This window comes from Paenibacillus sp. FSL R5-0623, assembly GCF_037974265.1.
In the GTDB taxonomy this organism is placed as follows: domain Bacteria; phylum Bacillota; class Bacilli; order Paenibacillales; family Paenibacillaceae; genus Paenibacillus.
This window is the reverse complement of record NZ_CP150233.1, coordinates 3,498,080-3,512,566: the sequence shown is the minus strand read 5'-3', so window position 1 is coordinate 3,512,566 and position 14,487 is coordinate 3,498,080. Positions and strand designations below refer to the sequence as shown.

Annotated in this window: 13 protein-coding genes and 1 pseudogene; 2 read left to right on the top strand and 12 right to left on the bottom strand. The window is 44.1% G+C overall.

Features of this window, described 5'->3' with window-relative positions; translation table 11 throughout:
* Positions 1-320: 320 nt before the first annotated feature.
* The 6 genes from MKY92_RS15405 to MKY92_RS15380 form a co-directional block, all read right to left on the bottom strand.
* The gene (locus tag MKY92_RS15405; RefSeq protein ID WP_339296764.1) at positions 321-1,175 is read right to left on the bottom strand and encodes an AraC family transcriptional regulator; all 855 of its coding nucleotides are present in this window, start codon (positions 1,173-1,175) and stop codon (positions 321-323) included.
* Between the two features lie 90 nt (positions 1,176-1,265).
* Positions 1,266-2,414 (bottom strand): DNA polymerase III subunit beta, encoded by a 1,149-nt coding sequence (dnaN, locus tag MKY92_RS15400; RefSeq protein WP_339296763.1) that lies wholly within the window; start codon positions 2,412-2,414, stop codon positions 1,266-1,268.
* Between the two features lie 396 nt (positions 2,415-2,810).
* The gene (locus MKY92_RS15395) at positions 2,811-3,677 is read right to left on the bottom strand and encodes an aldo/keto reductase (RefSeq protein ID WP_339296762.1); all 867 of its coding nucleotides are present in this window, start codon (positions 3,675-3,677) and stop codon (positions 2,811-2,813) included.
* Positions 3,674-4,066, bottom strand: a complete 393-nt coding sequence (locus tag MKY92_RS15390; RefSeq protein WP_339296761.1) for a metalloregulator ArsR/SmtB family transcription factor — start codon at positions 4,064-4,066, stop codon at positions 3,674-3,676. Before MKY92_RS15390 ends, MKY92_RS15395 begins: the two co-directional genes overlap by 4 nt.
* A gap of 202 nt (positions 4,067-4,268) precedes the next feature.
* Entirely contained in the window at positions 4,269-5,099 is an 831-nt protein-coding gene (locus MKY92_RS15385; RefSeq protein WP_339301803.1) for an SDR family oxidoreductase, read from the bottom strand.
* Positions 5,100-5,144: 45 nt separating this feature from the next.
* Positions 5,145-5,897 carry an SDR family oxidoreductase gene (locus MKY92_RS15380; RefSeq protein WP_339296760.1) on the bottom strand — a complete coding sequence of 251 codons (753 nt, stop codon included), beginning with the start codon at positions 5,895-5,897 and terminating at the stop codon, positions 5,145-5,147.
* Between the two features lie 116 nt (positions 5,898-6,013).
* On the opposite strand from MKY92_RS15380, the gene MKY92_RS15375 reads away from it, so the two are divergent.
* Positions 6,014-6,457, top strand: coding sequence for a MarR family winged helix-turn-helix transcriptional regulator (locus MKY92_RS15375; RefSeq protein WP_339296759.1), 444 nt, complete (start codon positions 6,014-6,016; stop codon positions 6,455-6,457).
* A 231-nt stretch (positions 6,458-6,688) separates the two neighbouring features.
* Positions 6,689-6,874 (top strand): annotated as a pseudogene (locus MKY92_RS15370) (LacI family DNA-binding transcriptional regulator); the annotation flags it as partial.
* A 473-nt stretch (positions 6,875-7,347) separates the two neighbouring features.
* Here MKY92_RS15370 and MKY92_RS15365 read toward each other — a convergent pair.
* The 6 genes from MKY92_RS15365 to MKY92_RS15340 form a co-directional block, all read right to left on the bottom strand.
* A complete protein-coding gene (locus MKY92_RS15365; RefSeq protein ID WP_339296758.1) occupies positions 7,348-7,668 on the bottom strand; it encodes a hypothetical protein in 321 nt (106 codons plus the stop codon).
* Positions 7,625-9,391: a sugar-binding domain-containing protein gene (locus tag MKY92_RS15360; RefSeq protein WP_339296757.1), complete on the bottom strand. Its 1,767-nt coding sequence runs from the start codon at positions 9,389-9,391 to the stop codon at positions 7,625-7,627. Before MKY92_RS15360 ends, MKY92_RS15365 begins: the two co-directional genes overlap by 44 nt.
* A 49-nt stretch (positions 9,392-9,440) precedes the next feature.
* Positions 9,441-11,207 carry a sugar-binding domain-containing protein gene (locus MKY92_RS15355; protein WP_339296756.1) on the bottom strand — a complete coding sequence of 589 codons (1,767 nt, stop codon included), beginning with the start codon at positions 11,205-11,207 and terminating at the stop codon, positions 9,441-9,443.
* Between the two features lie 86 nt (positions 11,208-11,293).
* Positions 11,294-12,100, bottom strand: coding sequence for a carbohydrate ABC transporter permease (locus tag MKY92_RS15350; protein ID WP_339296755.1), 807 nt, complete (start codon positions 12,098-12,100; stop codon positions 11,294-11,296).
* Positions 12,100-12,990 (bottom strand): sugar ABC transporter permease, encoded by an 891-nt coding sequence (locus MKY92_RS15345; protein WP_339296754.1) that lies wholly within the window; start codon positions 12,988-12,990, stop codon positions 12,100-12,102. The genes MKY92_RS15350 and MKY92_RS15345 overlap by 1 nt, the downstream gene beginning before the upstream one ends.
* A gap of 78 nt (positions 12,991-13,068) precedes the next feature.
* Positions 13,069-14,361: an ABC transporter substrate-binding protein gene (locus tag MKY92_RS15340; RefSeq protein ID WP_339296753.1), complete on the bottom strand. Its 1,293-nt coding sequence runs from the start codon at positions 14,359-14,361 to the stop codon at positions 13,069-13,071.
* Positions 14,362-14,487: the final 126 nt, after the last annotated feature.

The following is a 14,487-nucleotide window of genomic DNA, read 5'->3' as shown; positions in this document are numbered from 1 at the left end:
TTTAGCTCAAAGTGTCTCAAGCAAATTTTGGGTATATTTAATATTAGTGACCTAGTAACTAGATCCCTTTCCCAGAGGGCCCTACATCTAGGTAAAGGCTCCCCACTATAGAGGCTCTGTTAATTCTTTAAATCACACGCTCACCGCACTCTCCCACTTTACCAACAACGAATTTTCACCATCACTTTTGATACGGTTCTCCGCGCTGTCTGTAACGGCAAGCTATAGGGCCATCCTTTGTGGGGATGACCCTGTATTATAATCTAAATTTTTTCAGTTGTCTTCTTCGTTAACGCCTGAATTTCGCTCATATAAAAGCGTTATTTTTTCTTCACGGGTATCCAGATCTCACCTGAAACATTCCCATGTCGTGCCATTCCATAATACATTTCGAAAGTAGGGCCCTCAACCTGTTCGTATTCAGATGTTGGAAACCACTCAGAATAGATTCGTTGCCATAACTTTTGCATATCACACTGCGGCTCCGGAAAAACCGCCCACGTTAATGCTGGGACAGCAAATTTTGTGAATCTCTCCGGAATTTCAAGCCCCTTAGGTACATGATAACAGATCATGTATTTGAAAGATTCTTTCGTGTGATCATAAAGGGCGGCATGTAACATGGTATCACCAAAACGCCCCAGTAAGTCATTCATATGATCAACGCTGCCATCATCATCACATTTTATACGGAATTGAGGTACTTCAGCGAACGCTGTTTTCTGGTCTGCATTTATAATTCCATATACTCCAAACATCTCAAAAGAATCTCTTTGCTCAATACGGTAATTCATTTCGACATCCCCTTTTATTGAAATATGAAAGGACATTCGAGGATAGGCTTTTAGCGAAACGCCTGTATCGCGAGCAGATGTAGGCATAATACCATGAAGATTCTTAAAGGCCCGTGCAAACGCCTCCGGCGAATCATATCCATATTTCATGGCTACATCAATAACCTTTGAGCCTGTTGTCTGCAGTTCGAATGCCGCCAATGTCAACCGTCGACGTCGAATGTACTCCGATAACGTTACGCCAGTAATAAATGGAAACATCCTTTGAAAATGATAGGTAGAGCAACAGGCTCTCTGTGCTATTTCATCATATGAAATAGTGTCCGCTAGATTTGTTTCGATATATTCCATGGCACTATTCATCCTGACCAACCAATCCATCGTACTCCCTCCCTTCAAGGTAATTTTATGGGAAATAAATAATGAATACCTTGCAATTTCTGCACGAAAAAGTCAGTAAAAAACTTGCCGTTATTTATAATACGGCTCACAGGTCATCACTGGAGTAATCAAGAACAGAGTAGACATGAGCGAATCATCTGGAAGTACGACGATGGGACTTGTTTTCCCGGCGTATCTTAATCGGACGCTAGCGCAATCCATATTGCGAAGTATATCGATAAAAAACTTTCCATTTAGTGATACCACAAATTCTTCCCCACCCATCTCTAATAGTGGAATTTCATTCTGAATATCTCCAACATCGGCTGTTTTGGACAATAGTTTTAATGTGTCTGCATTAGCTACTAATCTAATCACTTGTTCTCTAGCCATCACAGTTACACATTCAACTGCTTTCAACAAACATGCTGTATCAACTGCGATTTCACACATATACGATTGAGGAATTACATTTATTATGGATGGGAACGTTCCTTCAATAAGAGCCGACTCCACTTTCAGTCCATTTGTCGTGAAATTAACTCGATTGTTAATCACTTCAATTTCAGTCGTTTCATCTGCTTTGTTTAACATTTTCGACAATTCATAGAGATTTTTCGCTGGAATAATAACGTTCACACTGTTGATGGCAGCATCTTCTAAATTTAAAGCTCGGTATGCAAGCCGCACTCCATCTGTAGCAATTAAGTTAAGACAATCATTACTGCATTCCAAAGAAACTCCTGTTAATATGGGGCTGGTCTCGGACGTTGATGCTACGATTGCTAGCTGTTTAATAGTCGAACGAAGTAAGGAAGTATTAATGCGTAGTTTAGTAGAAGGGAACGCCTTTCCATCATCAATGGAAGGGAATTCTGTAGGGTCCATGCCGCATAAACGTAATTGAGAATGACCGGATACAATCGAAAGAATCATTGGCTCTTTAATTTCAAGTATAACTTTGTCATCATTAAATTTACGAATAATATCGTGAAAATAACGCGATGGTATAACGATAGCCCCTGTTCTTTTTACAGTCAGAGAAACATCATCTTGAACAATTATAGACTGTATCGTCAAACTTGTATTACTTGCCGTAAAAGTAACGCCATCTGCACCTGCTTGAATATGTATTCCTTGAAGAATAGGTATTGGACTATTCGCTGCTACTGCCTTTATCACATATTGTATGGCATTCATAAGAGAATCTTTTGTTATCTCTACCAGCAAAGACCTCACCTACCTCGAATAAAAAAATTATTTTGTATAGAAGGACTCAATGATGTTACGTATAGCCTTCGAACGAGAAAGTTTATGCTCTGTGCAATGGTTTTCGATTTCCCCCCACATGTCCTCTGTAAGAGTTAAAGATATTTTTTTAGTCACACCTATACTCTTTCTCCCGGAACCTTCTCGCAGGCCACCTCTCGAAAAGACAAAACCTAACTGGCCTTCTTTATTAGAGACACCAACTTTAATGTTATTGTTGTTCAATATAATAACACTCCCAAATTTTGATTTAGGTAACCTCATTCAAACGGATCTCTTCTCATCTTATCATGTCTCTACATGGATTTACAATATTTTAAAAGCGATTGCTGTTACGCCCTATCAGTACCGGAGAAATATGATTCATCAATGAGAGCGAGTAAATAACTTCATCAAATTGATATAAAACGGGTTGACCATGTAGCCATTCGGACTTACTGAATATCTCTTACCCGTATCCAATCGTCGTATTTGTTCCATTTCCTTCTCATTCAACTCAAAGTCGAATATTTCGTTATTCTCTTTTATCCTTTGAGGATTCGATGATTTGGGGATGACAATAATTCCGCGTTGCAGATGCCAGCGCAAAATGACTTGCGCAACCGACTTCTGATGGCAAAGGGCAATTGCTGCTAGCTCCGGATGCTCCAACAGGGCTTTGCTTCCCTGTCCCAACGGTCCCCAAGCCTCATGTAGAATCCGATGCCGAACCATATAATCATGCAATTCATGTTGCGGAAATTCCGGATGGGTCTCGATCTGATTTACCATCGGCGAAATCCGGGAATGTTTCTTCAGATGCTCCAGATGCCGGATCTCGAAATTGGCTACACCTATAACTTTGATTTTACCTGCGTCGTATAAGTCTTCCATCGCCTTCCAGGCATTCACGTATTGAGGACCGGCAAAATGAATTAAATACATATCGAGATATGTCACGTTCAGCTTCTGGCAAGTCTGCTCGAACGCCTTTTTAGTCGCACTGTACCCCAGATCTGTCGTCCATACCTTGGAGGTAATGAAGAACTCCTCCCTGGGAATGCTGCTGTTTTGGATGACCCGCCCTAACACCGCTTCATTACCGTAAATTTTGGCCGTATCGAAATGGCGATAACCATTTCGAATAGCCTCCTCGACAGTCCTCTCGAAGGTTCCCCCGTCTTTGATCTTATATAGGCCGAACCCGAGTTGAGGAATGTCCACTCCGTTTACCGCTGCGACTGTCTGATTCATTCGCAACTCCCCCTCCCCGTTTTTCCTATTTGTTGTTCCGATGCTTGATCTTCGCATTGCGCTAGCAACTTTTCTATTTGGTTCACCAGATTTTTCAACAATTTCAACTTGCTACCGGAGTCAAGGCTATAATAGTTGAAAGTTCCTTCTTTACGAACACTTATAATCTGTGATTCTTTCAATATTTTCAGATGGTGTGATACGGTCGGTCGGGAAAGGTGAGTCTTCATCCTGATCTCTCCTACGCGCATGCCGGGTTTTTGCGGCCCTTGAATCAAGGCTATGAGGATGGCTTGCCGGGTTTCGTCTCCGATCGCATTCAATACCTTCTGATTGTTCTTAAATTCGATAGCAATCGTGGTCGCAAGTTCCTGATCCAGGTAAAGCATCCCCTTCCATTTAGAATGTGTAATACTTTTGTAGATACAGCCTATCACAATCTCGGATTCGGCTGTACATCGGGAAAGAAATTCAAGAACCTATTTTTCCCATGTCTTAAGAATACATTAGCAAAAGAAGAAGCCACCCCTGACGAATGGAGTGGCTTCTATTAATGGTTGTTATTTTTTTTAAAAGGCGTGAAAATTCCAATCAGTTGTTGAAGTAATGAGACTGTTTAAGGTCGGGAATCAGTGCAGGTTGCACTGGCCGCCATCCCATAAGTTCCTGAGTTGCAACGCTTGATCTCGGGATATCGAGCGCTACGAGTGTGCTGAGAAACCCAAAATGGGCATCTGCCTCTTCGCGTGAAATGCTGACTACAGGTACGTTCAGCTGCTCACCAATAGCACTCGCGATGTCGCAAAATGGCACTCCTTCATCTGCGACCCCATCTAGTCGTGAACCAGCTGGTGCCTTTTCTAACGCCAGGCAATATAGATGCGCGGCGTCAAGGCGATGTACAGCAGGCCAACGGTTGCTCCCTCCTTTCACATAGGCGGAGAAGCCTTTAGTCTTGGCAATATTGATGAGGCTTGGTACAAAGCCTGTATCACCCTCACCGTGTACCGACGGACAAAGCTCTACAATCGATGTAAGTACTCCGCGCTCTGCCAGCGCTAACACCATGTTGTCCGTTGCCACTCCATTTACATGCGTGGTAATTACGAACGGCTTACCAGATCCTTCAAGTGCCGCCCCCATCGCTTCTACGGCATGCAGATCTGTTGTGAGTGCTCCAGCGAAGTTCGAGAAGTCGTGATGGAATGCCAGATGAATGACGCCATCCGCAGCAGCTGCACCACTACGGAGGCTGTCAAGATCGTTGATGTCACCGCGGTGTACTTCGGCCCCGGACTCTTCTAGTTTCGCAGCACTACTGTCTGAACGCACGAGACCGACGACCTGATGTCCCCTTTCAATAAGTTCGCGGGTGACAGCGGAACCGATGTAGCCTGTTGCTCCTGTTACGAAAACGCGCATCATGAAATCCTCCTTAAGTTGCTCACCCTTATTATATAACTGTGATCACCAAGCAATGGGTCCATCCTCATCTGAGAATGTTCCTGTTGGACCGTCCGCTCCAATCAACGCAAGCCGAACTGCTTCACGAGCCCCTTGTTCGACACTACGAGTACCAGCAAAATTATTAAGCGCAGTCGATGTGAAGCCTGGACATGCAGCATTGACCTTGATGTTTGTTGATTCAAGCGCAAATGCAAATGCAAGTGTCACCGCATGAACAGCCGATTTTGATGCCGAATAGGCACCAAACATCGCACGATGCGAGTTTTCCGGAATAGAGTTCCAGCTAAGGGAGCCGCCGGTACTGCCTATGTTGACGATACGTGCTGCCGGGGCCTCCCGCAAAAGTGGCAACATCGCCTGCGTGACAGCAATAACACCAAAAACATTAGTCTCATAAACTGTACGAATATCTTCAAGCGAAGCAACGGTCAAAAGACCACTCGCTGCGCCACCGTTCGGAAACGGTTCACCCGATCTGCCTGCGTGCGAGATCCCCGCATTGTTCACGAGTACATCGAGACGACCAAATTCGTTCCGAATACGTTCTGCAGCAGCAGCGATGGAGTTTTCATCTGTAACGTCGAGCTGGAGAGCGTGTGCATTTGAACCGATGCTTTTTGAGGCAGTTTCTCCATTCTCGAGGCTGCGAGATCCAACGAGCACGGTGAATCCTTGTTCCGTGAGATCCTTAGAAATTTGAAGGCCGATACCTTTATTAGCCCCGGTGACCAGAGCGACAGGTTTATTTTGCATAGTTAAAAACTCCTTTTTTTGTGATTGGTAGGTCCATATGAACTGAGTTGACATGTCAACCTTGGATCAAATTTAGCACATTGAAGTTGACACGTCAACCATGTTATTATGCTCCTATGGATAAAAATGAACTTAACGAAGAAGAAATGCGAATATGGCATATGTGGAAAGGTTCCTTTCAGACCATCTTCGGTCGCATCGTCAAAGATATGGCCGATCACTCAGGATTGTCAGAGGGTGATTTTGGAGTATTGGACCGATTAGTTCTTTTTGGGGATGGTAGCCTTCGCCAACAGGAATTAGCCGACTCTATGGACTGGGATAAAAGTCGGTTATCTCATCATCTGAAGCGTATGGAACAACGTGGACTCGTGATGAAGAAACCATTAGACCACGATCGTGGAGTACAAGTCAGTATCACTTCTTCTGGAAAATCAATGTTAGATGATGCCCGTCCCTTCCTCTCCAAGGCAATACGCAAACATTTTTTCGAACAATTAACCGAACAAGATATCGAGTTGATTACTAAACTGGCGGAAAGGACAAACTCAAGCTCTTAGCGTCTTATTTAGCCGCCATCTCAACCACGTTTGTTAAAGGCCAGCTTCTAACAAACGTGGTTTCGGTTTGTCAACCAACGTAGAAGGTAAATGAAAAATACGTGTCACTTTGTGAGGATTTAAGTTTTGTTCTCAACATCTAACATGCCATTACCTGGTCACAAATCGAGATGATGGCCTCTACCTTGTAAACAATTAAAATCGTGCTATCCTTATGATGAGGTGGATCAAATGGCAAATATTCAAGAGATTGCACGTCTTGCAGGCGTTTCTACAGCAACCGTTTCAAGGGTAATTAATCGACATCCTTATGTAAGCGATTTAACAAGAGAAAAAGTCTTGAACATCATTGAGCAATTTGATTATGTCCCTAATTCGAATGCAAAGTCCTTAAAAAACGGCGCGACAAAAGTCATTGAATCTGCTCTTGATCCACCCGATCATGAAGCACCCCGCACTCTCTGAACTGTATCGGACTTACACCGAACTTGTTTTTGAATACCTTGGCTTTGAACCAGAATCCGCTCAGCGGTCTTTCCATTCTCCGCTTCCATGATGTGAAAAGGAAAGCCATAGTGAGCAATTAAGTTCTTAATTCCTTCTCTTTGAACACACTCATCGTCATTAACAAGAACGTTAAACATCATGACATCTCCTTTACGAGTGAAAGTAAGAGGATATAGAGATTGGGGAAATCTTCGTTATTCATGGTATGCCAGTTACAACGTAGTATATCATAGAATAAAGAAAGGGCTTTCATTTATCATAATCATTTCAAAATCATTGTTTTCAAACCAAAAAAGCCGCCAGTTAAGCGACTTCTTCAGCGTGACGATGCATGTGTTTCGACATCTGACATTATGTTAGTATGCGCAAATTGTCTCTTTTGTTTAAGAAACGATGATTTCTTTTTCCATAATAAAATCGTCCATCACAAATCCATTGCCAATATCAGCAACTTGCTTTGTTCTACACATAATTGCTCCAGAAAAGCAAGCGCTTGGCTGGCGTAGCCCTGTCCCCTGTGTTCCTTCACTTATATACTCTGGAAACATCACAGCTTCATAGGAACCGTAGCGCAGATAAATGGCCTTCTCCCCTTGATAATCACCTTCCCAGAATGCGCTTGCTGCACTGATAGTATTTGTGTTTACACGCTTTTCCCCCTTATTCGTCAACGGATGATGGGTTATGACCATCAATAATGGCACGAATCTGTTCGATCGGCATTTTCGGCTGCCTGTCATATGTCAGCAACCCGTTGATTTCCTGCTCCACATCCGTCAACTGTGTATAACAAAAGCCTTCCACCACAGGAGAATCCAGCAGTGGTTGTATCACGGCATGCAGTCTCTCCGCAAAGTCTTTATCATTCTCTGCTCCGGAATAACCCCAGCCTTCCCAATCGCTCTTCTTGTACCCGATTCCACCAAATTCAGTAATCAATATCGGTTGGCCATCATAACGGTGCCCTCCTACGCTTAAATGACGACTACCTGGAAGGCCGTTGACCGCATTTTCCCTGGATCGATACCGTTCTTTGAGAACCTCCTTTCGCCATTCGTAATCATGGATATTGTACAAATCGGTCTGAACCATCTCCCAACCATCATTGGAAATGACCGGTCGGGTTGGATCAATCGACTTGGTCAAATAATACATGGATAAGGCATGATACTGCTGTTCCTTGCTGGTCAAAATGTTTGGTACACCCCAACTTTCATTAAGAGGTACCCAGACCACGATACATGGATGATTGTAGTCCCGATTTATTGCCTCCTGCCACTCTCTTGTCATTCGGGAGACATATTCCTGCGAGAATTCATAGGCATTAGCCATTTCTCCCCAAACCATCAGACCCAGTTTGTCACACCAGTATAAATACCTTGGATCTTCAATCTTTTGATGTTTTCTAGCGCCGTTAAATCCCAGTTCTTTCGCCAGTTCTACATCCCTACGGATTGCTTCGTCATTCGGCGGTGTGAGATTGCCATCTGGGAAATATCCCTGATCCAGAACCAATTTCATAAAGTAAGGACGATTGTTCAGAAACAGCCTACCTTGTTCAATCGAAATTTTCCGCATGCCAAAGTAGCTGTCGACTTCATCGGTCGGCATACCGTCTAACAGTAAGGTGAAGTGGATATCATACAGATTAGGATGCTCCGGTGACCAAAGCCTTCCAAGTCCGTGCTCGTTAAAGGTATGAAGTCCAATGGTGCGACTCTGTTCCTTGGCACTGATCCGGTACTCATCGGCAGATAGCTCCTCCCCCTGGTAGGAAATCTGTACACGCAGTCTGACATCCAGCGCATCCAGTGACCCATGGACATAAGAAGTAACATTTATTTGGTTCCGGTCAATATCCGGGGGCATGCGCACTTTCTGCAAGTGGATTGAGTCCATAGCCTCTAACCATACCGATTGCCATATGCCAGTCGTACGAGTGTAAAATATTTGTGCGGATTGCTCCTGCCAGAATTGCTTCCCGCGGGGTAACGTCACATCCTTGCTGTAATCCAGCGCCTGTACCGTTAATACATTGGTTCCCTCTTGCAAAACATCTGTAATATCGGCATGAAAAGGGGTGTGTCCCCCTTCATGCTGAACCACAAGCTGTCCATTGACCCAGACAGAGGCTTCATAGTCCACGGCTCCGAAATGCAACAGCAGACGTTTGCCTATAAACCCATCCGGAATTTCAAATGTGCGTTTATACCAGACGTTGTCGTGGAAATCCGGATCTCCAATACCGCTAAGCTGACTTTGAAAGGCAAACGGAACCTGAATGCGACGACTGAACGTTTGGGTACCTTCGCTCCATTTTTCTGAACGTCCACGATGATCGTCATCAAACTCGAATTCCCATTGCCCATTCAGACTCATCCAGTTTTGTCGCACAAATTGCGGTCGTGGATAATCTTCTCGTAACATTGTGATCTACACTCCTGTTCCCCATGAATCTGTAATGTATACTGAGGCTTCATGCCAGATTGATTTTGCGGATGACTTCCAGCGGCACTTTCGGCTGACGATCTTCCGTCAACAGACCATTAATCTCCTGCTGCACGTCCGTGACCTGTGTGTAACAATATCCCGAAATGTAGGGAACTGCTTTGATCGCTTCGGTGATGGAACGAAACCGTTCGATAAAGGCTTCAACCGAGTCCACCTGATTGCCATAACCCCAGCCTTTATCCGATTGGAAAGCAATTCCGCCGAATTCACTGATGATAATGGGTTGTCCTTTATAGTGGTAACCTTCGGCAAAAGCAAACTTCCATCGATTGGAAGCGGTGTTGTTATTTACGATCATGTCCTTATCCTGATACCGTTCCGAAAAAGCTTCTCCTGACTCCACATAATCATGGAGTGTCAAAATATCTGATACCGTATGCTCCCATCCGTCGTTGGTAATAACCGGGCGATAGGGATCGATGGCCTTGGTCAGATGATAGATGGATTGCGTAAACTGCTGCTGTCTCACCTCGTGGGCTATCGTAGGTATTCCCCACGATTCATTAAACGGAACCCAGGTAATGATGCTGGGATGATTGTATTGCTGTGGTACAATTTCCAGCCATTCTTTGGTGAAACGGCTAACAGCCTCATCATTGAACTCAAAGGTCGCTGCCATTTCCGACCAGACCAGCATGCCTTTTACATCACACCAATATAAAAAGCGTGGGTCTTCCAATTTCATGTGTTTACGGATTCCGTTATATCCCATCTCGGCAATTTTATCGATATCATCAATCAGTGCTTCCACTGAAGGCGGGGTCAAATGGCTCTCCGTCCAATAGCCCTGATCCAGAATCAGTCTTTGGTACAATGGAGCATTATTCAGCAGAATCTGTCCATTTTCAATGGATATTTTTCGCATGCCGAAATAGGAATGAACCCGATCGATTTCCTTCTCATCTTCGTACATCACAAACTCGATATCGTATAGGTTCGGTGAAGCCGGAGACCACAACGACTGTTTCCATGGCCCACCCGCTTCATGTTTGACACTGGCTTCCACGGTCATCCAAGGTCGATCTGGAAACAGACTGATGGTTTGCACATGCTGCCCCTTCAGCTCAATCCTTGTTTCCAAACGCAAGTTGTTTTTGCCTTCTATTCCATTTAATTGAAAGTCCAAACGAATCATATGACGATCGATATCCGGTGTCATCTTGACCATTTCAACCCTTGCTTCACTTACATGCTCCAGCCAAACACTTTTCCATATGCCGGTGCTTTGCACATAAAAGCATTCAAAATTTTCATCCACCCAGCGTTGTTTCCCCCGTGGCTGCATCGCGCTCTGACTGTCTTCTACTTCAAGAACAATATTGTTCTCCGAACCGTAAGTGATATAAGGTGTAATGTCGAAGGAAAATGCAACATATCCCCCCTCATGTTCACCCGCAACCGTTCCGTTCACCCAGCATTTGGCGCGATAATCTACACCCTGAAAATTCAAAATGGTTCTCTTCCCTTTGACCTCCTGAGGGATGATGACTTGCTTGCGGTACCAAACTAGCGGATGAAACGTCTCAATCCCGATTCCGCTCGCCTCTGTTTCATAGGTAAAGGGAACTTTAATTTGGAGTCCTTCCGGAAATTGAGCTTGATCATACCAATGCTCGCTTTCGCCCACCTGATTGTCATCAAAACTAAAGTCCCATTCTCCATTTAAATCCAGCCAGTCCTTACGTACAAATTGTGGTCTTGGATAATCTTTATTGTAAAATTTAGTCGTCATTTCGTTTCTCCCATCTCTTTGAGCTACATTGGGCTCGCTGGCCTCAAATAGCTGCTTTGTTTTTATGAAATTCGTACTTGCTCACATTATCCCTTAATTCCGGACATGCTGATTCCCTTGACAATCTGCTTCTCGAAAATGATGAACAGAATAATAATAGGCACTGAAGCCACAGCATTGATCACCATAGGTTTTACATAATCCTCAGAATATTGACCCATCAGCGTAGGAATACCCATTGGCAATGTAAATAAATTATCATCGGTTATGGACAGGAACGGCCACAGGAAATTGTTCCAGGAACCGATAAACGTCAGAATGGCCATGGAAGCCATTGCCGGACGGGTGAGTGGTAACATAATGCTGGTGAATATCCTCCAAAAGCCACCACCGTCAATCTGTACACTCTCCAACAGATCATTGGGAACACCGTCAAAAAAACTTTTGAGTACGATGACAGCTACGGGCGAAGCAAGAGCCGGAATGATGAGTCCGCTGTATGAATTCAGCAAATGAAGATCTTTCGCCACCTGATAGAGTGGAATAATGGTAGCTTCCCCTGGAATCAACAGCCCTCCAAGGATGAAAAAGAAAACAATGGTACGATAGCGAAACGGTACCTTGGATAGTGCAAACCCTGCCATTGCTGCAAAAATGACAGTGAGTACCGTTACAATCACTGCCACGAACAAACTGTTGGCAATCCATTGAGACAATTTGGTCGTCGTTAGAATCTCTTCGTAAACGGCTAAAGAATAGGGAGGTTTGAACCAGTCCAGAACTGTAATGATCTTCATGCCTTCTTCCTTAATCGAGACGACAAGCATCCACACCAGCGGAGTCGCAAACATTACAGCCATCAATGCAGAACCCGTACGAAACAGCCACTTCATCAGCTATCCGCTCCCTTCCGGTTGTTAATCCAGTATTGAAGCACCGATAACACCAGTAGAATGACGAATAAAATATAGGACATCGTCGCGGCATAACCGAGATTGTTATTCTTGAATCCGGTCTGATAGATTAGCTGGATAATCGGGCGTGTCTGATCCAGCGGGCCTCCGCCCGTAATAACATAGATCTGCATGAAGACCTTGTATGAAGCGATAATTTGCAGCATCGTAATCGTTTTGGTGAGTGGTGACAGATATGGCAGGGTAATTCTCCAAAATATTTGCGAATCACTCGCTCCATCTAACCGTGCAGCCTCATAGATCTCATCCGGTATATCCTGTAGTGCTGACAGATACAGAATGAAGTTAAAACCCACCGTCCACCACAGGGTAACAACCGTAATGACGATCCAGGCCAGGCTTGTTTCGGTCAGCCAGAAAATCTCGGCGTTTTGAGGCAATAGGCCAATGAGGTGTAATACGGAATTGACGAACCCCGTATAAGGCTGGAATACGAACAATCCCAGATAAGCTGCCACAGCAACCGAGAGCACACTTGGGATGAAAAAAATAATCCGGTAAAACTTTTGCAAAACCGATTTTCGATTCGCAATCAGAGCCAGTACAATGGCGAGGATAATCATGGTCGGAGTACTTAGAAAAACAAAGAAGGTCGAGTGCCATATCGCTTCCCAAACTTCACGATCCTGAAGTACCTTGCGGAAGTTATCCAGGCCGACAAAATCCATTTTTTTTATTAGCGTCCATTTGTAAAAGGTCATTTCAATGCCTTTGATCATGGGCCATATCGTAAACAATACATAGACAATCAAGAATGGAAGCAGAAATACAAGTGCCTGCATCTCCGCCCTCATTTTTTTGAATTTCATACCCGTCTCCCCTTTGATTGACACGCAAACTCGCCATAATGCTTACCCCTGCGAAAACTTGCGTGTCCCGTCTTCCTTCTATTCACTCAGTATTTTCTGAATGCCTGCCTCCATGTTGTTCATGGCATCAGCCGGTGTCATTTTGTTGACCCATACTTCATTCAAAAATTTAAAGGCGACTTCTTCACGGATTTGGGCAGTTTTGGTTGATTGTTTGCTGAATTTAACGACACTTGCCACCTCGGAGTAATCGCTGCGATAAGGCATATCCTTAAATTCCTGTTTTTCTAGAACGGATGGTTTGGAAGGAATATGGCCAGCTTTTGCCCATATTTGGCCATTGTCTGCAACCCAATCGGCGAATATCATGGCCGCTTTACGTTTGGCTTCGTCTTCATCCTGAGTCAAAGGCAGAACAATCGTGTGGGAGTCTCCCCATGTTGCTTCCTGATCGTAAAATTTGGGTATCGGCATAGCACCAAATTCAAAATCTTTGGTGGATTCCCAGGTTCCTGTTGTCCAGACACCCGTCATGATTATTGCGGCAGTTCCACTTTGGAAATTTTTATAGAAATCCGGATCATTTTTCTTGATATAACCTTCGGTATATAACTTCTGGATGTAATCGGCTGCCTGGATCCCTTTTTCTTTATCAATAGCCGCGGATTTCAGATCATCCGATACTACATCATTGCCACCCAGTTGCGTATACAACGACCACCATAGACGGAAAGGATCATCATTGTTATTAGACAGTGCAAACGGAGTAGCCTTAGCTGGCAACTTTTCTTTTAGTGTCTTAAGGAAACTTACAAAACCATCAGCCGATTGCTCCAACACCGGTTTTCCATCTTCGCCGAGCAGACCTGCTTCTTTAAGTAACTTTTTGTTGTAGAACATGATAAATGCATGTGTATCAATGGGCACTGCATAGTGCTGATCGTCTACTGTAACCGCATTCAAAAGATTTTGATTGTAGGAATTCCAATCTACACCTGCAGCTGTAGCGGGTGTATCGAGTTCAGTGACTACCCCCTGATCAATCAGATCGGGCAGCCTGGAGGAATGGGATATGCCAATGTCCGGTCCGTTGCCGTTTCCAACCGCGGTGACAAGTTTGGTATAATACTCGCCCCAAGCAAGCTTGGTATTTTTCACTTCAATGTCCGGGTGGGTTTTGTTGAATTCGTCAACCAACGTCTGCATGTTCGCACCGTCACCACCATCGAATAGCGTCCAGAAAGACAATGTCACTTTTCCATCACCGGAGTCTTCTTCTCCAGTGCCGTTCCCGCTTCCACTACATGCGCTTAGAACCATCGATAGTGAGAAAAGTAATGTGAGTGCCAACAGACCCATTCTTCTTTTCATGCGAATATCCCCTTTGTTCTTGTTTTGTAGATACAAACGGTATTATTGATTTGTTACAATATTATTGTATCTATACAGAGATTATATTGGCTCATCTCACTAATGTCAACGCTTTCAAGTTATAAT

Excerpts from the sequence above, each read along its gene's own strand:
- MKY92_RS15375 (WP_339296759.1), top strand. The coding sequence starts at position 6,014 with ATGGATAAAAATGAACTTAACGAAGAAGAAATGCGAATATGGCATATG.
- MKY92_RS15360 (WP_339296757.1), bottom strand. The coding sequence starts at position 9,391 with ATGTTACGAGAAGATTATCCACGACCGCAATTTGTGCGACAAAACTGG.
- MKY92_RS15355 (WP_339296756.1), bottom strand. The coding sequence starts at position 11,207 with ATGACGACTAAATTTTACAATAAAGATTATCCAAGACCACAATTTGTA.
- MKY92_RS15390 (WP_339296761.1), bottom strand. The coding sequence starts at position 4,066 with ATGCTTTACCTGGATCAGGAACTTGCGACCACGATTGCTATCGAATTT.
- MKY92_RS15350 (WP_339296755.1), bottom strand. The coding sequence starts at position 12,100 with ATGAAGTGGCTGTTTCGTACGGGTTCTGCATTGATGGCTGTAATGTTT.
- MKY92_RS15345 (WP_339296754.1), bottom strand. The coding sequence starts at position 12,990 with ATGAAATTCAAAAAAATGAGGGCGGAGATGCAGGCACTTGTATTTCTG.
- MKY92_RS15340 (WP_339296753.1), bottom strand. The coding sequence starts at position 14,361 with ATGAAAAGAAGAATGGGTCTGTTGGCACTCACATTACTTTTCTCACTA.
- MKY92_RS15385 (WP_339301803.1), bottom strand. The coding sequence starts at position 5,099 with ATGCGCGTTTTCGTAACAGGAGCAACAGGCTACATCGGTTCCGCTGTC.
- MKY92_RS15380 (WP_339296760.1), bottom strand. The coding sequence starts at position 5,897 with ATGCAAAATAAACCTGTCGCTCTGGTCACCGGGGCTAATAAAGGTATC.
- MKY92_RS15395 (WP_339296762.1), bottom strand. The coding sequence starts at position 3,677 with ATGAATCAGACAGTCGCAGCGGTAAACGGAGTGGACATTCCTCAACTC.
- MKY92_RS15405 (WP_339296764.1), bottom strand. The coding sequence starts at position 1,175 with ATGGATTGGTTGGTCAGGATGAATAGTGCCATGGAATATATCGAAACA.